The organism is Mycobacterium sp. M23085 (assembly GCF_045343915.1).
Taxonomy (GTDB): domain Bacteria; phylum Actinomycetota; class Actinomycetes; order Mycobacteriales; family Mycobacteriaceae; genus Mycobacterium.
Map to the genome: position 1 here is coordinate 4096263 of NZ_CP174280.1, position 18452 is coordinate 4114714.

19 protein-coding genes and 2 pseudogenes are annotated in these 18452 nt (G+C 67.9%); 11 read left to right on the forward strand and 10 right to left on the reverse strand.

What is annotated here, in order from left to right:
* Positions 1-46: 46 nt before the first annotated feature.
* The gene (locus ACIUM1_RS19355; RefSeq protein ID WP_406814213.1) at positions 47-547 is read right to left on the reverse strand and encodes a DUF2771 domain-containing protein; all 501 of its coding nucleotides are present in this window, start codon (positions 545-547) and stop codon (positions 47-49) included.
* Positions 544-2190 (reverse strand): MFS transporter, encoded by a 1647-nt coding sequence (locus tag ACIUM1_RS19360; RefSeq protein WP_406814214.1) that lies wholly within the window; start codon positions 2188-2190, stop codon positions 544-546. Before ACIUM1_RS19360 ends, ACIUM1_RS19355 begins: the two co-directional genes overlap by 4 nt.
* Before the next feature lie 112 nt (positions 2191-2302).
* Here ACIUM1_RS19360 and ACIUM1_RS19365 point away from each other — a divergent pair.
* Positions 2303-3115, forward strand: a pseudogene (locus ACIUM1_RS19365) (DUF3027 domain-containing protein); the annotation flags it as partial.
* 263 nt (positions 3116-3378) lie between these two features.
* Here the strand turns inward: ACIUM1_RS19365 and ACIUM1_RS19370 are convergent.
* On the reverse strand, positions 3379-3834 hold the full coding sequence (locus ACIUM1_RS19370; protein WP_406814215.1) for an SRPBCC family protein: 456 nt from the start codon (positions 3832-3834) through the stop codon (positions 3379-3381).
* A gap of 20 nt (positions 3835-3854) precedes the next feature.
* Positions 3855-4130 (reverse strand): DUF2530 domain-containing protein, encoded by a 276-nt coding sequence (locus ACIUM1_RS19375; protein WP_406814216.1) that lies wholly within the window; start codon positions 4128-4130, stop codon positions 3855-3857.
* Positions 4131-4327: 197 nt separating this feature from the next.
* On the opposite strand from ACIUM1_RS19375, the gene ACIUM1_RS19380 reads away from it, so the two are divergent.
* From ACIUM1_RS19380 to ACIUM1_RS19390, 3 genes are read left to right on the forward strand one after another with little or no spacing between them, the layout of a single operon-like run.
* Positions 4328-4759 carry a MarR family transcriptional regulator gene (locus tag ACIUM1_RS19380; RefSeq protein ID WP_406814217.1) on the forward strand — a complete coding sequence of 144 codons (432 nt, stop codon included), beginning with the start codon at positions 4328-4330 and terminating at the stop codon, positions 4757-4759.
* Complete coding sequence (locus ACIUM1_RS19385; protein ID WP_406814218.1) at positions 4756-5613, forward strand: TrmH family RNA methyltransferase; 858 nt, start codon at positions 4756-4758, stop codon at positions 5611-5613. Before ACIUM1_RS19380 ends, ACIUM1_RS19385 begins: the two co-directional genes overlap by 4 nt.
* Before the next feature lie 10 nt (positions 5614-5623).
* A complete protein-coding gene (locus ACIUM1_RS19390) occupies positions 5624-5902 on the forward strand; it encodes a DUF2537 domain-containing protein (RefSeq protein WP_406817756.1) in 279 nt (92 codons plus the stop codon).
* A gap of 150 nt (positions 5903-6052) precedes the next feature.
* On the opposite strand, the gene sepH is transcribed toward ACIUM1_RS19390, so the two are convergent.
* Together sepH and serC are read right to left on the reverse strand one after the other, a co-directional pair.
* The gene (gene sepH / locus ACIUM1_RS19395; protein ID WP_406814219.1) at positions 6053-6826 is read right to left on the reverse strand and encodes a septation protein SepH; all 774 of its coding nucleotides are present in this window, start codon (positions 6824-6826) and stop codon (positions 6053-6055) included.
* Positions 6827-6948: 122 nt separating this feature from the next.
* Positions 6949-8067, reverse strand: coding sequence for a phosphoserine transaminase (gene serC, locus ACIUM1_RS19400; protein ID WP_406814220.1), 1119 nt, complete (start codon positions 8065-8067; stop codon positions 6949-6951).
* 245 nt (positions 8068-8312) lie between these two features.
* On the opposite strand from serC, the gene ACIUM1_RS19405 reads away from it, so the two are divergent.
* Together ACIUM1_RS19405 and ACIUM1_RS19410 are read left to right on the forward strand one after the other, a co-directional pair.
* Entirely contained in the window at positions 8313-9338 is a 1026-nt protein-coding gene (locus ACIUM1_RS19405) for a diiron oxygenase (RefSeq protein WP_406814221.1), read from the forward strand.
* Between the two features lie 17 nt (positions 9339-9355).
* Complete coding sequence (locus tag ACIUM1_RS19410; protein WP_406814222.1) at positions 9356-11044, forward strand: FAD-dependent oxidoreductase; 1689 nt, start codon at positions 9356-9358, stop codon at positions 11042-11044.
* A gap of 52 nt (positions 11045-11096) precedes the next feature.
* Here the strand turns inward: ACIUM1_RS19410 and ACIUM1_RS19415 are convergent, their stop codons facing one another.
* On the reverse strand, positions 11097-11555 hold the full coding sequence (locus ACIUM1_RS19415) for a VOC family protein (protein ID WP_406814223.1): 459 nt from the start codon (positions 11553-11555) through the stop codon (positions 11097-11099).
* Positions 11556-11686: 131 nt separating this feature from the next.
* Positions 11687-12808 carry a citrate synthase 2 gene (locus tag ACIUM1_RS19420; protein WP_406814224.1) on the reverse strand — a complete coding sequence of 374 codons (1122 nt, stop codon included), beginning with the start codon at positions 12806-12808 and terminating at the stop codon, positions 11687-11689.
* Positions 12809-12879: 71 nt separating this feature from the next.
* On the opposite strand from ACIUM1_RS19420, the gene pdxH reads away from it, so the two are divergent.
* Both pdxH and ACIUM1_RS19430 read left to right on the forward strand, forming a co-directional pair.
* On the forward strand, positions 12880-13542 hold the full coding sequence (gene pdxH / locus ACIUM1_RS19425) for a pyridoxamine 5'-phosphate oxidase (protein ID WP_406814225.1): 663 nt from the start codon (positions 12880-12882) through the stop codon (positions 13540-13542).
* 157 nt (positions 13543-13699) lie between these two features.
* Positions 13700-14998: a citrate synthase gene (locus tag ACIUM1_RS19430; protein WP_406814226.1), complete on the forward strand. Its 1299-nt coding sequence runs from the start codon at positions 13700-13702 to the stop codon at positions 14996-14998.
* Positions 14999-15028: 30 nt separating this feature from the next.
* On the opposite strand, the gene ACIUM1_RS19435 is transcribed toward ACIUM1_RS19430, so the two are convergent.
* Both ACIUM1_RS19435 and ACIUM1_RS19440 read right to left on the reverse strand, forming a co-directional pair.
* Positions 15029-16603, reverse strand: coding sequence for a phytoene desaturase family protein (locus tag ACIUM1_RS19435; RefSeq protein WP_406817757.1), 1575 nt, complete (start codon positions 16601-16603; stop codon positions 15029-15031).
* Positions 16600-16863, reverse strand: coding sequence for a DUF2630 family protein (locus ACIUM1_RS19440; protein WP_406814227.1), 264 nt, complete (start codon positions 16861-16863; stop codon positions 16600-16602). Before ACIUM1_RS19440 ends, ACIUM1_RS19435 begins: the two co-directional genes overlap by 4 nt.
* A 95-nt stretch (positions 16864-16958) precedes the next feature.
* Between ACIUM1_RS19440 and ACIUM1_RS19445 the strand changes: the two genes are divergently transcribed.
* The 3 genes and pseudogenes from ACIUM1_RS19445 to ACIUM1_RS19455 all read left to right on the forward strand — a co-directional run bounded on the left by ACIUM1_RS19445 (position 16959) and on the right by ACIUM1_RS19455 (position 18451).
* Positions 16959-17861 carry an OmpA family protein gene (locus ACIUM1_RS19445; protein ID WP_406814228.1) on the forward strand — a complete coding sequence of 301 codons (903 nt, stop codon included), beginning with the start codon at positions 16959-16961 and terminating at the stop codon, positions 17859-17861.
* Between the two features lie 9 nt (positions 17862-17870).
* A pseudogene (locus ACIUM1_RS19450) lies at positions 17871-17951 on the forward strand (hypothetical protein); the annotation flags it as partial.
* 29 nt (positions 17952-17980) lie between these two features.
* Entirely contained in the window at positions 17981-18451 is a 471-nt protein-coding gene (locus ACIUM1_RS19455) for a hypothetical protein (protein WP_406814229.1), read from the forward strand.
* Position 18452 lies beyond the last annotated feature (1 nt).

An 18452-nucleotide genomic window follows, 5' to 3' on the forward strand; every position in this document is an offset into this window, starting at 1 on the left:
CTGGACGTTTGGACGCAACAAGTCGACGCTGGGCGCAGCGCGGGGGCTAGTACACCAGCCGCACCGACCATTCCGCGTGCGGCACGTCGCGGAGTTCGCCCGCAGGATCCACCGCCAACGTCAGCAGCTGCACGACGATTCCGGCCAAGCGCCCGCGGTGCGGGTCGACCGAGGGGATCGTCACGGCGAACCGGGTGCCCGGCCGGAAGATAGTGCCGGTGGTGTTGGTGGGGTCGTCGTAAACCTGCAACAGCCGCCAGGGTGCCCGGTAAATGGCATCGGGCACCGAGAGCTGAATCGGATAACGCTCACTGACCTTCAGCTCGCCCTGGTTGTGCGGCGTCTCGCAGTCCTCGAGGTTGAGCACATTGCAGTACAGGTAGGGCCCCACCCGGGTGAGGTGGCCGTGCGAATACGCGCTGATTTCGGGGTGCTGCGGTCCGGAGCGGCCCACCAGCAGCCAGGTGCCGACGCCGGCGCCGATACACAGCACAGCCACCACGCAGGCGAGCAGCACGGCCACGCCCCGCTTGCTTCCGGGTTTCACTCGGCAACCACCGCCGCGGCACCGACTCCGCGGCGCTTGCCTTCCTGCTCGACCATGATTGGCCTATTTCCTCCCAGGCCGGGAATCAGTGAGTTGCCGCGGAAGCTGACCAGGGTCTGCGCCAGGCCCAGGATGAGCAGCGCAGTGACCGCGGTAAAACCGACCCACAACTCGGTGTACACCAACACCCCCACCGCGCCGCCGAGGACCCAGGCCAACTGCAGTGTCGACTCCGAGCGGCCGAACCCCGATGCGCGGGATTCCTCCGGCAGGTCGTTTTGCAGCGACGCGTCCAAAGACGCCTTCGCGATGGCGCTGGCGCCCGACGTGACCAGGGTGGCGATCACGGCCAGCATCAGGTTGCCGGCCACCGAGGCGGCCAGTGCGACGGCGCTCACCGCCACCGTGCAGCGCACCACCAACGCGGCGGGCCGGCCCAGCTTCAGGCGTGCGCTGGTGAAGTTGCCGACGAAGTTGCCGATCCCGGCCGCGGCGCCGATCATGCCGAGCATGGCGATCTGGGCCCAGCCGTTGGCCTGATGGGCCTTGGCGACGAACGCGGGATACAGGAACAGGAAGCCGACCATGACCTTGATGGTGCAGTTACCCCACAGCGAGGTGATGATGTTGCGGCCCAGCGGCTGTCGAAGCGCCCCGCTGACCTCCTTGTGCCAGCTGCGTCGCAGCGGTTCGCTGTCCTGGCGATAGCTCAGGGTGGCGGGAACCTCACCGGCGGTCACCTCGACCCAGCGCGGTATCCGCATGGACAGCATGGCGCCGGCGATCGTCACCGCGATCACCACCAACAGCGCGCCGGGCAGCTTGAACAGGTGGGTGCACACGAACTCGACGCCACCGGCGATCGCACCGCCGACGATGGTGCCGCCCAGCAGACCGAACATCGTCAGCCGGGCGTTCACCCGCACCAGGTCGATCGTCGGCGGCATCACCCGCGGTGTCACCGCGCTGCGCAGCACGCTGAACGACTTGGAGAACACCATCATCGCCAGCGCGCACGGATAGAGCACCCAGGACGGGAAACTGCCGCTGGCGCCGTCGTAGTTCATCACCAGCAGCACCGCCAGCGCGGTGCGCAAGGCGAACGAGGCGGCCAGGGCGGCGCGGCGGCCGTGCTGCAGCCGATCCAGCGCCGGACCGATCAGCGGCGCGATCACCGCGAACGGCGCGATGGTGATCAACAGGTACAGCGCGACCCGGCCCTTGCTCTCGCCGGTGGCCGCGGCGAAGAACAACGTGTTGGCCAGCGCGACGGCCATCGCGGCGTCCACCGCGGAGTTGGCCACCACTGGCCACGTCAGCGCGGTCAGGCCGGACTTGTCCGCGCCGTCGGCCGTGGCGGCGCGCTGCACCATCCAGTACATCCGCGAACCCATCTCCCGGCTGCGCAGCGCCGCCGCGCGGGTGACGGTGATCCGCTCGCCGGCGGCCGGTCCCCGAGGGGCCGCGCCACTATGGGGCTCCGGCTCCGGCTGGTGGCCCAGCGGGGGTAGGTAGCGGTTGGCGCTCGGCATCGATGGGCGACGGCCGCGCCGGTCGGCGGCCCCGCCGGCGGGGTAGTTCGCCGCACCCGGATGTTGTGCGGCAGCAGCATTGCGGGGCCGGCGGCCCGGCTGAGAGGCCATCCGACCCGGATCGTTTTGCCGCCGTCCAGACACGTCCCGATTCTCCCCTATGTCGACTCGATGCGTCTGCAGGTAACGGGGCGTGGCTCGTCAACCTAGTATTGGAAACGCAATGCAGAAAGAAGACAGCGTGACCCGACCAATCCAGGAGCCCACCGTGGACTACGCCCCGGCAACCGTGGCCGACTGGCCCGAGGGGCTGACGACGGTGCTCGTGGGCGCGGCAGACCAGGCCAGGGCCGCGGTCGTGGAGTTCAGCGGGCCGGAGATGGTCGGCGACTATCTGGGCGTCGGCTACGAAGACCCGAACACCGCCACTCACCGGTTCCTGGCGCATCTGCCCGGTTACCAGGGATGGCAATGGGCGGTCGTCGTGGCCGCCTATCCCGGCGCCGAGCACGCCACCATCAGCGAGGTGGTGCTCGTGCCGGGGCCGACGGCATTGCTGGCCCCCGAATGGGTGCCGTGGGAGCAACGGGTCCGGCCCGGGGACCTCAGCCCCGGTGACCTGCTGGCGCCCGCCGCCGACGATCCACGGCTGGTTCCCGGCTACACCGCCAGCGGGGACCCCGAGGTCGACGAGACCGCCGCGGAAATCGGGCTGGGCCGGCGTTGGGTGATGAGCGCCGAGGGCCGCGCGGAGGCGGCCGAACGTTGGCGCACCGGCGACTACGGCCCCGACTCCTCGATGGCGCGGTCCACCAAGCGGGTGTGCCGCGACTGCGGCTTCTTCCTGCCGCTGTCGGGATCCCTGGGCGCGCTGTTCGGGGTGTGCGGCAACGAATTGTCGGCCGACGGGCACATCGTCGACAAGCTGTACGGCTGCGGTGCGCACTCGGACACTCCGGCCCCGGCGGGCACCGGCTCGCCCGCTTACCAGCCGTACGACGATGGGCTGCTGGACGTCACTCAAGCGCCGGTCGAGCCGTCCGCGCCGCCGTCGGAGTCCTCGGAGGCCCCAGAAGTGCAGCCGGAGAGCGAGGCCGCGGAGCCCCAGCCCGACGCACCGATTGAGACGGCGGAAGTTGAAGCCGAAGCCGTCACCGAGACGGCGGAAGTCGAAGCCGAAGCCGTCACCGAGACGGCGGAAGTCGAAGCCGAAGCCGTCACCGAGACGGCGGAAGTCGAAGCCGAAGCCGTCACCGAGCCGCCGGAGTCAGCACAGCAGCCGCAGGCCGAGACGCCCGACTAGCCTGTTTCGGCGGCGGCCTTGATGCGTGCCAGCGAGGCGTTCATGCCGTCGAGCAATTCCTTCTCGAAGTTGGCGGTCCCGCCGAAGAGTGCATTCACCGACAGGTTCGAGAATGCGGTGACGCCGTTTTCGGCGTGCCGGCTTTCGATCAGCCGGGTGCCTTCGCCGTCGGGCTCGAGTTCGTAACTCCAGATGGTGTTGTTGGTGTCGACCCGGAACGCGAGCTTGCGGTCCGGGACGATCTCGACGACCGTGCACGTGGTCGGCCAGAACATCCGCTTGCGGCGGTTGAGGTTGAGCGTCCGGGTGCCCTGACGCACGGGGCCGAAGGGCTTCATCCACCGACACTGCGGACTCCACTGCGGCATTCGCCGCAGGTCGGAAATCAATCCCCACACAGTGGCCACCGGCGCGTTGATGTCGACGTGCGCTTGCAACAGCGGGGCTACCATCGCTCCTCCAGGTCTACGAATCACTTGTGGTCGAGATAATTCTCCAGCCCGACCTGAGCACCGCGTGCGCCGCGACGGGCCCCGGCGAGCTGCAGCAAGAAGATGCTGGTGCCGAGGACCCCGACGCCCAGACCGGCCAGCGCCACCGGGCGCCAGCCCTGCAGGGCGGGTACCAGGAAAGCGGCGGCCACCGCGATCAGCCAACCCAACGCACCGAGCGCGATGAACGGCCACACGTGCAGCAGCGCGGACGGCAGCGGCGGTGCGGTGCGGTCGTGACCGGGTTCGGCGGGCATCGCGATCAACATAGCCCGTCGCCGGTGCCCACCGCGGCACAACCAGCTACCGACAGCGGGTGATCGTCGGAGCAAAGCGGGACGCACCGGCAGACAAGCGCATCGATGAAAGACCCGGAGCTTAGCGAAAGGGATCGACACCACGTCGTTAACCGGTTCGTGTCCCGGGCTCTCAGGCTTCCGTGTAACCTCGCGCCATGCCTGACAGCGATGCGCGGCTCGCCAGCGACCTGTCACTGGCTGTTATGCGGCTGGCCCGCCAACTGCGTTTTCGCAACCCGTCGTCGCCGGTGTCGTTGTCCCAGCTGTCGGCGCTGGCCATGCTCACCAATGAAGGCCCGATGACACCCGGTGCCCTGGCGATTCGAGAACGGGTCCGGCCGCCGTCGATGACCCGGGTGATCGCGTCGCTGGCCGAGATGGGCCTGGTGGACCGCACGCCGCACCCGGTCGATGGACGGCAGGTGCTCGTCTCGGTCTCCGAGTCCGGCGCCGAGCTGGTCAAGGCCAACCGGCGAGCCCGCCAGGAGTGGCTGGCCAAACGGCTGGCGACGCTGGACAGCGAACAACGCGACACCCTGCGCCACGCTGCCGATCTGATGCTGGCGCTGGTCGACGAAGGCCCGTGAGCCGGCGGACCGAAGCCCTGAATGTCCAGGACGTTGATGATCCCGACGATCCGAGGCTCGACGATTTCCGCGATCTGAACAGCGTCGACCGTCGTCCCGATCTGCCGTCGGGCAAGGGCCTGGTGATCGCCGAGGGCGTGCTGGTGGTGCAACGCATGCTCGCGTCACGCTTCGCTCCGCATGCCCTGCTGGGCACCGATCGCCGGCTTGCCGAGTTGGAGGCCGACCTGACCGGCAGTGCCGTGCCGTTCTACCGAACCTCCGCCGACGTCATGGCCCAAGTGGTCGGCTTCCACCTCAACCGTGGCGTGCTGGCCGCTGCCCGGCGGGTGCCCGAACCCAGCGTCGACGAGGTGATCGCCCGGGCCCGCACCGTCGCGGTGCTCGAGGGGGTCAACGACCACGAGAATCTGGGTTCGATCTTCCGCAATGCGGCGGGCCTGGGTGTCGACGCGGTGGTCTTCGGCAGCGGCTGTGCCGATCCGCTGTATCGCCGCGCGGTCCGGGTGTCGATGGGTCACGCACTGCTGGTGCCGTACGCGCGCGCAACGTGTTGGCCGGCCGAGTTTCAAACGTTGCAGGACAACAGGTTTCGGATTCTGGCGATGACTCCGCAAGGGACTGCGTGCGCGTTACCGGACGCGATGGCGGCCGTGCGCGACGAACGCGTCGCGGTGTTGGTGGGTGCCGAGGGGCCGGGGCTGACCCCGGCCGCCCTGCGGTTGAGCGACGTGCGGGTGCGCATCCCGATGTCGCGGGGCACCGACTCGCTCAACGTCGCGACGGCGGCGGCGCTGGCGTTCTACGAGCGGGCCCGCTCGACGGCGAGAGGTGGCGATGGACAGTCAGACTAAGCTCCGGCTGATGCGAGAGGAGCCCGTTCCCTGGGCGACTGGTCTGACGGTGACCGCATTCGTTGCGGCGGTCACCGCGGCCGCGATCGTGGTGCTCAGTCTGGGACTGGTTCGGGTCAACGCGCTGCTGGCCGTCGCGCTCAATGTCGTGGCGGCCGGGGGACTGGCGCCGACCTTGTGGGGGTGGCGGCGGACCCCGGTGCTGCGCTGGTTCGTGCTCGGCGCCGGAGTGGGCGTGGTGGCGGCGTGGACGGTGTTACTCGCGTTGACGGCCGCGGGCCGGGGTTAGTGGTGATCGCGAGCGCGGCGGAGCCGGGCGCTGCGGGTCGCCACCATCGGGTTAGTGGTGATCGCGAGCGCGGCGGAGCCGGGCGCTGCGGGTCGCCACCATCGGGTTAGTGGTGATCGCGAGCGCGGCGGAGCCGCCACTATCGGGGAACTAGCGCTGGCCGCCCGAGCGGACCCCCAGCAACACGTCTTCCCACGCGGGGATGACCGGCTTGCCGCGGCGGGTGTGCACGGGCTTTTCGTCCGGCTCGGCGACCGGCGGTGCTTCCGCGGCGGGCGGCTTCGCGGGCTCTTCGAAGTCGACATGAGCGACCCTGGCCACCGGCCGCAGCGGACGTTCGAAATTCGGGTCGATCAGCGCGCTGGCCGCGTCATCGATCGCGGTGACCGTTCCGCCGTGGGCCCCCGGTGAGAAGCAGAAATGCGCGAGGTTGTCCGAACGGCCGACCTTCCACGCGAGTTGCACCGTCCAGCGGTTGTCTTCGTTGCGCCAGGCGTCCCAGCTGAGCTTGTCATGGCTGAGGCCCCGGGTCACCAGCGCGGCGCTGACCGTCTCCAAGAGGGTCAGCACGGCGGGGCCATCGGCCAGCATCGGATGGGCGGCGGTTGCCAGCTCCGCGGCGCGGAACCGTTCCAATAGCACCGGGTGAGCAAAGCGACGGATCCGTGACACCTCCGAGCCGGACGCCGCGGCGACCTGCTCGACTGAGGCGCCCGCCCGGATCTTCGCCTGAATTTCTTTGGGGCTCAGCATGTTGGTGACTTCAATCTCGAGCTGCGGTTGCTCTGAGGACAGGGCTGCGTCGCGCAGCAGGGCTCGCAGGCGGTCGTCGGCCGGCAGCTTGAACTGCTCCGCGGGATCGCCACCTTCGCAGATGACATGTTTGCTGTCGGCGTCCAGCCCAACCACTTTGAGTTCCCGCATGGTTATCTCCTCGCAGGCTCCGTGCAGGTCAGCGACGGACCCGTCACGTGCGCACTTTAGTCCAGCAACCGCCCGTCACGTGTGCTGACACGCTGTGCGGTTGCGCGCTGATTGCCAGTCGGTTACAAGCGCTCGACGACCCAGTCGATGCATTGGGTGAGTGCGCTGACGTCATCTGGATCCACCGCCGGGAACATTCCCACCCGTAGCTGGTTGCGGCCGAGTTTGCGGTACGGCTCGGTGTCGACGACGCCGTTCGCCCGCAGGATCTTCGCCACGGCCGCGGCATCGACGTCGTCGGCGAAGTCGATGGTGCCCACCACCTGTGAGCGCAGCTTCGGGTCGGTGACGAACGGCGTGGTGTAGGGCCGCTCCTCGGCCCAGGCGTACAGCCGGCCCGACGAGTCAGCGGTTCGTTTGACGGCCCAGTCCAGCCCGCCGTTGCCCAGCAGCCAGTCGACCTGCTCGGCCATCAGCGCCAGGGTGCCGATCGCCGGGGTGTTGTAGGTCTGGTCTTTCAGGCTGTTCTCCACCGCGATGGGCAGCGACAAGAAGTCGGGCACCCAGCGGCCGGAGGCGGCGACGGATTCGACCCGGGCCAGCGCGGCCGGGCTCATGAAGGCCAGCCACAGGCCGCCGTCGCTGGCGAAATTCTTCTGCGGGGAGAAGTAGTAGGCATCCGTCGCGGCGATGTCGACCGGCAGCCCGCCGGCGCCGGAGGTCGCGTCGATGACGATCAGCGCATCGCCGGAATCGGCCGGCCGGCTGATGGGCACCGCCACGCCGGTGGACGTCTCGTTGTGCGCCCAGGCGATCACGTCCACCGAGGGGTCGCTCTGCGGCTCGGGTGCGCTGCCGGCGTCCGCCTTGATGACGACGGGATCACCGACGAAGGGGTTCTTGGCGACCGCCGAGGCGAACTTGGAGCTGAACTCGCCGAACGACAGGTGCAACGATCGCTTGTCGATCAGGCCGAAGGCCGCGGCATCCCAGAACGCGGTGGCGCCGCCGTTGCCCAAAATGACCTCGTAACCCTCGGGCACGTTGAACAGATCGGCGAGGCCGGACCGCAGCCGGCCCACCAGATTCTTCACCGGCGCCTGCCGGTGCGAGGTGCCGAACAACGGGGCGGCGGTCGTGGTCAGCGCCTGGAGTTGCTCGGGCCGGACCTTCGACGGGCCACACCCGAAGCGGCCGTCGCGGGGTTTGATGTCAGCGGGGATCTCGAGCTGGTCAGCCATGCTCATCAGGGTAGTGAGCCGACCTGAAGGGTCGGTGCGGCGGCCCGCTCACGGGCCGCCGTCGCTGGGGCAAAAGGCCTGCTCGGAACGTCCCGGCGTTTGGCCGTGTGTGATCTGGGGCATAAAAATCCGATGACCGCCGGTCAGGTCACAGTGCCCGGCAGGGGTCTGGAAAATATCCGGTACCTGCGGTACTGTCTGGACATAGCACGTCCAAATGTAAACCTCGTTGGGGAGGCCTGGATATGGCTAGGACGCGATTAGTCCGGCGTTGGCGAAGCAACATGGAAGTGCGCGACGACGCCGAATACGTCAACATGCTTGCCACACTGTCCGAGGGGTCGGTGCGGCGTAACTTCAATCCGTACACCGACATCGACTGGGATTCGCCAGAATTCGCTGTCACGGAAAACGATCCGCGGTGGATTTTGCCGACGACCGACCCGCTGGGCCGTCATCCCTGGTATCTGGCCCAGTCCGACGAGCGCAAGATCAAGATCGGGATGTGGCGCCAGGCCAACGTGGCCAAGGTGGGTCTGCACTTCGAATCCATCCTGATCCGGGGCCTGATGAACTACACGTTCTGGGTGCCCAATGGATCGCCGGAATACCGGTATTGCCTGCACGAGTCGGTTGAAGAGTGCAACCACACCATGATGTTCCAGGAGATGGTCAACCGCATCGGCGCCGACGTGCCGGGCATGCCGCGGGTGCTCAAGTGGCTTTCACCGCTGGTTCCGCTGGTGGCCGGCCCGCTGCCGGTGGCGTTCTTCATCGGCGTCCTGGCCGGCGAGGAGCCCATTGACCACACGCAGAAAAACGTTCTGCGCGAAGGTAAGTCGCTGCACCCCATCATGGAACGGGTGATGGCGATCCACGTGGCCGAGGAAGCCCGGCACATCTCGTTCGCCCACGAGTTCCTGCGCAAGCGGGTGCCGGAATTGACCAAACGGCAGCGGTTCTGGACCGCGCTGTACCTGCCGCTGACCATGAAGGTGCTGTGTCGCGCGATCGTGGTGCCGCCCAAGGCGTTCTGGCGCGAATTCGACATCCCGCGTGACGTCAAGAAAGAACTCTTCTTCCGGTCGCCGGAATCGCGGAAGTGGCTCAGCGACATGTTTGGTGACGTGCGGATGCTGGCGTACGACACCGGCCTGATGGAAACGCGGTCGGCGCGGTTGATGTGGCGGCTGTGCAAGATCAACGGCAAGCCGTCGCGTTACCGCAGCGAGCCGCAGCGCCAGCACCTGGCCGCCGTCCCGGCCGCCTAGCCACTGCGAGTTCGTTTATGCCGCACGTTATTACCCAGTCGTGCTGTAACGACGGGTCCTGTGTTTTCGCATGCCCGGTGAACTGCATTCACCCCACACCCGATGAGCCCGGCTTTGCCACCTCCGAGATGCTCTACATCGATCCGGTGGCGTGCGTGGACTGTGGTGCCTGCGTGAGCGCCTGCCCCGTGGGCGCGATCGCGCCCGACACTCGGCTGGATTCCAAGCAGCTGCCGTTCATCGAGATCAACGCGTCGTTCTACCCGGACAGGCCGAAGGACCAGAAGCTGCCGCCGACGTCGAAGCTGGCACCGGTGATCCCGGCCGCCGAGGTGCACGCCCGCCGCAGGCCGCTAACGGTGGCCATCGTCGGATCGGGACCCGCGGCGATGTATGCCGCCGACGAACTGCTGACTCAGCAGGGTGTCTGCGTCAATGTCTTCGAGAAGCTGCCAACTCCATACGGTTTGGTGCGGGCGGGAGTGGCGCCCGATCACCAGAACACCAAGCGGGTCACCCGGCTTTTCGACAAGGTCGCCGGTGATCGCCGGTTCCGGTTCTATCTCAATGTCGAGGTCGGCAAGCAGCTCAGCCACGCCGAGCTGCTGGCTCACCACCACGCCGTGCTGTACGCCGTCGGTGCACCCGACGACCGTCGGCTGGACATCGAGGGCATGGGCTTGCCGGGCACGGGAACAGCGACCGAATTGGTCGCATGGATCAATGGGCACCCCGACTTCGCTGATCTGCCAGTGGATCTCAGCCACGAGCGGGTGGTGATCGTGGGCAACGGCAACGTCGCCCTGGATGTCGCCCGGCTGCTCACCGCGGATCCCGACGATCTGGCCCGCACCGACATCGCCGATCACGCGCTGGCCGCCTTCCGAGGCTCGGCAGTGCGCGAGGTGGTGGTCGCCGCCCGGCGTGGCCCCGCCCACTCGGCGTTCACGCTGCCCGAGCTGATCGGGCTCACCGGCAGCTCCGAAGTTGTGCTCAGCGCGGCGGACCATCAGCTGGCGGCAGCCGACCTCACGACCGCTTCGGACCCGTTGACCAGGCGCAAGCTGGAGATCTTGAGCACGCTCGCCGACGATTCGACACCGTCGGACCGTCCCAGGATCAGGCTGGCGTATCGGCTCACCCCGAACCGGGTGCTGGGGGACCAACGCGCCACCGGCATCGAGTTCTCGGTCACCCGGACCGACGAGACACGCCTGCTGGAAACGGGCCTGGTGCTGACGTCGATTGGCTACCGCGGCAAGCCTATTCGCGATCTGCCCTTTGACGAATCGTCGGCCGTCGTGCCGAACGACGGGGGTCGCGTCGTCGACCCTGCCTCCGGTGAACCGGTGCCGGGCGCGTATGTGGCGGGCTGGATCAAACGGGGGCCCAGCGGATTCATCGGCACCAACAAGTCCTGCTCGTTCGAGACCGTGCAGTCCCTGGTCGCCGATTTCAATGCCGGCAAGCTGACCGATCCGGTGGCCAAACCCGAGGCGCTGGCCGGCCTGGTGCGCGATCGTCAGCCCGACGCGATCGACGCGGCCGGGTGGCGCGCGATCGACGCGGCCGAGATAGCGCGCGGCAGCGATGACGGCCGGCCCCGCAACAAGTTCACCGACGTATCGGCCATGCTCGCGGCCGCTGCCGCCGCGCAGCCGGCACCGCCGCAACGACGCCGGCTGCTGGATCGGCTGCTTGGCTAGGGCCAATGGTGGCGACCCGCAGCGCCCGGCTTCGCCGCGCTCGCGACCGCCACTAACCGGCGCCCTGGCCGGACATCGCCGCCGAGATCTCTTCCATGCTGACCTCGCGGACCGGCTGCCCTAGCGACCAGTGATGGCCGAACGGGTCGGCGACCATGCCATAGCGGTCGCCCCAGAACTGGTCGTCGAGGGGAGTCACCACGGTGGCGCCGGCATCCAGCGCCCGCTGGAAGCTGGCGTCGACGTCGGGGACCGTCAGGTGGATCGTGACGGGGGTGCCGCCCAGCGACGTCGGCGTCATCGACTTGCCGCCACACACCTCCGGGAAGTCGTCGTTGAGCATCACCGTGAAGCCGTTGATGCGCACCGCGGCGTGCACCAGTTTGCCGTCGGGACGCGGCACCCGCCCGATCTCCTGGGCCCCAAAAGCTTTGACGTAGAAGTCGATCGCCGCTGCGGCATCGTCGACCACCAGGTGCGGGGACAGTGCGGGTTGGATGTTGATCGCCATGCTGGTTCTCCTTGCTGTCGATTCCCTCTCCTGCCCAGCGTGGGCAGGTCCACGACTTATGACTGCGTCAGCGACGAAAACTCATCGCGACGGCAACCATTGAATCGCCGGGTACCGACAACCGGAGCGGCTCAGGCGTTGGTGAGACTGCGGTCCCAGCCCTCGACGGATTCCGGGCTGCGCGGGCCGGGGCCCACGTAGATGGCCGACGGCCGGACCAGCTTGCCCAGCCGCTTCTGCTCGAGGCTGTGTGCGCACCATCCGGCGGTGCGGCCGCAGGTGAACATCGCCGGCATCATGGTGGCCGGTACTCGCGCGAAGTCCAGTATCACCGCGGCCCAGAACTCGACGTTGGTCTCGATCGCCCGGTCCGGACGGCGCTCGCGCAGCTCGGCCAGGGCGGCCTGCTCCAGTGCGACGGCGACCTCGTGGCGCGGCGCGCCCAGCCGCTCGGCGGTGGCGCGCAGCACCCGGGCCCGCGGGTCCTCCGCGCGGTAGACCCGGTGGCCGAAGCCCATCAGTTTGTCGCCGCTGTCCAGAATCTTCTTCACCAGACCACGCGCGTCGCCGGTGCGCTCGACCTCTTCGATCATCGGCAGCACCCGGGCCGGCGCCCCGCCGTGCAGCGGGCCGCTCATCGCCCCGATCGCCCCGGACAACGCCGCCGCCACGTCTGCGCCGGTCGATGCGATCACCCGGGCGGTGAACGTCGAGGCGTTCATGCCGTGCTCGGCGGCCGAGACCCAGTAGGCGTCAATCGCTTCGACGTGCCGCGGGTCCGGCTCGCCCTGCCAGCGCGTCATGAAACGGGCGGTGACCGTGTCGCACTCGTCGATGATCCGTTGCGGGACCGCGGGCTGATAGATGCCGCGAGCGGACTGCGCGACGTAGGACAGCGCCATCACCGATGCCCGGGCCAGCTGGTCGCGCGCGACGCTGTCCTCGGTGTCCAGCAGCGGCTTGTAGCCCCAGATCGGGGCCAGCATCGCCAGGCCCGCCTGCACGTCGACGCGGACGTCGCCGGTGTGGATGGGCAGCGGGAACGGTTCGGCGGGCGGCAGCCCACGGCCGAACTTGCCGTCGACCAGCAGCGCCCACACGTCGCCGAACGTGACCTGCTGAGTCACCAGGTCTTCGATGTCGACACCGCGATAGCGCAGCGCACCGCCGTCTTTATCCGGTTCGGCAATTTCGGTGGTGAAGGCGACCACGCCCTCGAGGCCGGGGACAAAGTCTTCGGGTACCACAGTCATGCCGAGATTCTCGCACCCCAGGATCGGGTTGATGCTACCGGCCGGTAGCAAGCGCCGGTAGCGTTGACGCGATGGCAGGACCAGATCAAGAGCACCTGCAAAGAATGCGTGTGGAGTACGGGTCAGTGGAAAAAGACGGCAGTCCAGATCTCGACGCGGATTGGCTGCGCGACGGCTGGGTTTCGTTGCTGCGCAGATGGATCGATGACGCCGAGCGCTTGGGTGTGGCCGAACCCAACGCCTTCGTGCTGGCCACGGTCACCGCCGACGGCAGGCCGGCGAGCCGATCGGTGCTGTGCAAGAGCGTGGACGAGACCGGGATCACTTTCTTCACCAACTATGACTCGGCTAAGGCCGACGATCTGGCGGCGACGCCGTACGCGTCGGCGACGTTTCCCTGGTACCAGCTCGGCCGTCAGGTGCACGTTCGAGGGCCGGTGCGCAAAGTCACCGCACAGGCAACCCAGGACTACTGGTCTAAGCGGCCACGCGGTTCGCAGCTCGGCGCCTGGGCGTCGCACCAATCGCAACCGATCGCGTCACGAGCGGCCCTGCTCGACCAGCTCGACGAGGTAACCGCCCGCTTCGCCGACCGCGAGCAGGTTCCGGTCCCCCCGGGTTGGGGCGGCTATCTCATTGCCGCCGAACTCGTCGAGTTCTGGCAGGGCCGGGAAAACCGCTTGCACAACCGCATCCGCATAACCGGAGATCGGGTGGAGCGCCTGCAGCCCTGACCGCTGATGCTGCACGTCGCACGGCGGCGTGACGGGATCGATTGCTGGCGTGACCAGCGGACTCGACCCCGGGCAGGCGCCCCATCTTCATAACGACTACCTTTTGCAGTAAGTACCAAGTCAGCAGCCTTATCAGCCAGAGCGCAAAGGGGTTCTCGTGGCAGACACCGACGACACCGCCACTTTGAAGTACCCGGGCGGCGAGACCGACCTGGAGATCGTCCACGCCACCGAGGGCGCTGACGGCATTGCGCTGGGCTCGCTGTTGTCCAAGACCGGCTACACCACGTTCGACAACGGCTTCGTCAACACCGCGGCGTGCAAGAGCTCCATCACCTACATCGACGGCGACGCCGGCATCCTGCGCTATCGCGGCATCCCGATCGAGCAGCTCGCCGAGAAGTCGACTTTCATCGAGGTGAGCTACCTGTTGATCTACGGCGAACTGCCCAGCAAGGAGCAGCTGGCCGACTTTACCAAGCGGATCCAGCTGCACACCATGCTGCACGAGGATCTGAAGCGATTCTTCGACGGCTTCCCACGCAACGCCCACCCGATGCCGGTGCTGTCCAGCGCCGTCAACGCGCTGTCGGCCTACTACCCCGATTCGCTCGATCCGATGGACACCGAGGACGTCGAGCTGTCGACGATCCGGTTGCTGGCCAAGCTGCCGACCATCGCGGCCTACGCCTACAAGAAGTCGGTCGGCCAGCCCTTCCTCTACCCGGACAACTCGCTGTCGCTGGTGGAGAACTTCCTGCGGATGACGTTCGGGCTGCCCGCGGAGCCCTACGAGGCGGACCCCGAAATCGTTCGGGCGCTGGACATGCTGCTCATCCTGCACGCCGACCACGAACAGAACTGTTCGACGTCCACGGTCCGGCTGGTGGGGTCCTCGCAGGCCAACCTGTTCACCTCCATCTCCGGCGGCATCAACGCGCTGTGGGGCCCGCTGCACGGCGGCGCCAACCAGGCGGTGCTCGAGATGCTCGAGAAGATCCGCCAAAGCGACGACGACGTCAGCGAATTCGTGCGCAAGGTCAAGAACCGCGAAGCCGGCGTGAAGTTGATGGGCTTCGGTCACCGCGTGTACAAGAACTACGACCCGCGCGCCCGCATCGTCAAGGAGCAGGCCGACAAGATCCTGGCCAAGCTCGGCGGCGACGACGACCTGCTGGACATCGCCAAGCAACTCGAAGAGGCCGCGCTCACCGACGACTACTTCATCGAGCGCAAGCTCTACCCGAACGTCGACTTCTACACCGGCCTTATCTATCGGGCGCTGGGTTTCCCGACCCGGATGTTCACCGTCCTGTTCGCGCTGGGGCGGCTGCCCGGGTGGATCGCGCACTGGCGTGAGATGCACGACGAGGGCGACAGCAAGATCGGCCGCCCGCGCCAGATCTACACCGGCTACACCGAGCGCGACTACGTCACCATCGACGCACGCAAGTAACCGGATCCGCCCGGGGGCGGCAACCATCCGCTAGTCGAGCGACGCCAGCACCGCCATCGCGGCGTTGTGCCCGCCGATGCCCGACACCGCCCCGCCGCGGCGAGCGCCGGAGCCGCACAGCATGATCCGTTCGTGCGCGGTGGCCACGCCCCACTGCCGCGCCGGGGTGTCCAGCGGGTCGTCGTCTTCGGCGAACGGCCACGACAACCCGCCGTGGAAGATGTTGCCCGCGGTCATCGCCAGGGTGCGGTGCAAGTCCAGCGTGGTCGTCGTCTCGATGCAGGGCCGGCCGTGCGCGTCGCTCATCAGTAAGTCTTGAATCGGTTCGGCCAGAACCGAATTCATCGACGCCAGTACGGCGTCGGCCAGTCGGTCGCGCAGGGCGCCCGAGTAGTTGCCGTCGAACAGCGAGTGCGGGGTGTGCAAACCGAACACCGTCATCGTGTGGGCGCCCGCATCGCGTAGGCCGGGCGACAGGATGCTCGGGTCGGCCAGCGAGTGGCAATAGGCCTCGCAGGGCAGCGGATTCGGGATCTGCCCGGCCGCTGCCCGCGAATACGCCGCGTCCAGCTGGGTCCAGGTTTCGTTGACGTGGAAGGTCCCGGCGAACGCGTGCTCGGGACTGAGGTTCTGGTCGCGCAGCCGGGGCAGCTGCCGCAACACCATGTTGACCTTGACCTGCGCGCCCTGGGCCGAGGCCGCGGGTCGCTCGCCGAGCAGCCCGGCCAGGGCCGTCGGTGTGATCCCGGCCAGGACGAACCGGGCCCGGATGAGGTGGTCTTCGTCGCCGCTGCGATAGCGCACTTCGCCGGTGGGTTCGACAGCGTAAACCTCTGCGCCGGTGATGATTTCGGCGCCGTGGCGGACGGCAGCCGCCGCCAGGGCCGTGGTCACCGCGCCCATGCCGCCGATCGGGACGTCCCAGTCTCCGCTGCCGCCGCCGAGCACGTGATACAGGAAGCAGACGTTCTGCGTCAGCGATAGGTCGTCGAGTCGGGCGAACGTGCCGATCAGCGCGTCGGTCGCGATCACCCCGCGCACCACGTCGTTGCGCACCGCGTCGGCGATGGCGTGGCCGATCGGTTCCTCGATGACGGCGCGCCATGCGGCCGCCGCGCGACGGTCGCCACCGTCCACCACGTGCCGGCGGGCGCCGTCGCGGGTGCGCAGCGGTTCGAGCATCGTCGGCCAGAGTCGTTCGGTCACCAGCCGGCAGCGTTGGTAGAACTCGGCGAACCCCTGCTCATCCCCGGCCGCCCCGATGGCGGCGAAGGTGTCGTTGGGCGACCCGATCAGCAATCCGCTGCGCCCACCGGTCGCGGGGTCGGGTGTGTACGACGAATACGGCCGCCGGGCCAACCGCACGTCGGCTCCCAGCTCCTCGACGATGCGGGCGGGCAGCAGGCTGACCAGATAGGAGTAGCGAGACACCCGAACGCCGACTCCGTCGAAGGCCTGCGCCGAGACGGCGGCGCCGCCGGTGTGGTCCAGCCGTTCCAGCAGGCGCACTCGTAGTCCGGCACGGGCCAGATAGGCGGCCGCGACGAGGCCGTTGTGGCCGCCCCCGATGACGACGGCGTCGACTTCGGTCGCGTGATCGCTCAGCTCAGGTAGCCCTCGACCTCGTCGGGCGGGCGCACCTCCGCTTCTCGCGGGTCGCCGCCGGTCTCGCGTAGCGCCCGGCGCTGCCGCAGCAGGTCCCAGCACTGGTCGAGTTCGATCTCCACCCGCCGGAGGCGCGCCTGCTCTTCCGACGTGTCGATGTCGCCGCGCTGCAGTTGGGCCCGCAGCGCTTTCTCCTCGGCGACCAGGTCACGGATGACTGCCAGAGTGTCGTTGTCGGTCGGTTTTCTGCCGTTGGCCATCGCTCCAGTGTGCCCGACTCGGGAGAAGTGAATCGGTAGGCTGCATATCGCCGGGCAAGCGGACCACGCGGGCGGGCGGGTGAGGGAGGGCCGTCGTGAGCATCAAACGGCTCGGTGTGCCCTGGCTGATCGCCATGGTGATCATCCCGCTGCTGATCGCCGCGATCGGCTATGAAATGTCGGCACGCTCCCCGTCCGGTCGCGGGTCGTCGGCATCGTCGACCGGCGCTGGTGCGCCGAAGCTTTCGTTGGCGGCGTTTGCGATGGTGCGCAACGGCAACAGCGTCACCCTGTCCGGCGAGTTTCCCGACGAGTCCGCCAAGGGCGCGTTGCTGAAGGTGCTCAAGGGCGCACTGCCCGCCGGCGTCGACATCGTTGACCAGATCGGCGTCAATCCCGCCGTAGACGCACTCGATTTCGGCAAGGCCAAGCCCGTATTCGCCGACAGCGCGTCGATCGCCGATTTCGCGTTCACGGTCGCGGGCGACACCATCACGCTGGCGGGGACCGCGGCCTCGCCGGATCAGAAGAACAGCATCGACGCCGACGTCAAGCGCATCTGGTCCCACCTGAATGTCGTTGACAATCTTGCCGTTAGCGCACCAACGGCGTCGCCGTCGCCCACCGCCGCCGCGCCGTGTGACAACCTGCAGTCGGCGATCAACACGCTGACCGATGGTGCACTCACCTTCGACACGAACATCGGCAACCTGACCGCCTCCGATGAGCAGCTCCTGACGCGCGTCGCCGACAAACTCAAGGCCTGTCCGAACGCGCACGCGGCCATCAACGGCTACGCCGACAACACCGGAAACACCAGCCTGAACGTTCCGCTGAGCGAGGAACGCGCGCAAGCCGTCGCGCAGTTCCTGCAGGCCCACGGCGTGCCCGGTGACCGCCTGAGCACCAACGGGTTCGGCTCGGCCAACCCGGTCGCCCCCAACGGCACGGACGACGGTCGCGCCCAGAATCGCCGCGTCGAAATCGTGGTCAGTTAGGAAGATTCGGTGGACTTCGTCATCCAATGGTTGTGGTATCTCCTCGCTTTCGTCGCGGGTTCGGCCGTCGCCTGGGGGATTGCCGCACTGCTCAATCGCCCGGGAAAGGGACCGGGGCGATGAACCACGTGCACTGGTGGCTGTTCGGCTTGTCCTTCGGCCTGGGATTGGTGCTGACGCTGACCCTGACCATCGGATCCGCCAAAAGCCAAGCGCCGGTAAAGAAGTCGCCGAACAAGCCGGCGACCCCCGAACCCGCCACGACCACGATCCCGGTCACCGAGAAGCGCACCACGAGGATCCCGGTCACCGAACGGCGCACCACCAAAATCCCGGTCGCCAAAGAGTCGCCGACCACCAAGATGCCGGTGTCACCGCGTGCGCCGTATGGTCCCGGCTCCGCCGACGCGGACCCCGACGGCGGCGGCCCGGCCGGATACCTGGTCAAAGCCCGTGCCGACGGCAGGGTGTACTTCACGCCCGACGACGCCACCTATGACTCGACCACCGCCCAGCTCTGGTTCACCGACGAGAAGTCCGCGCAACAAGCCGGTTTCACGCCCTGGCGGGACAGCCCCCGGCGGCCATAGA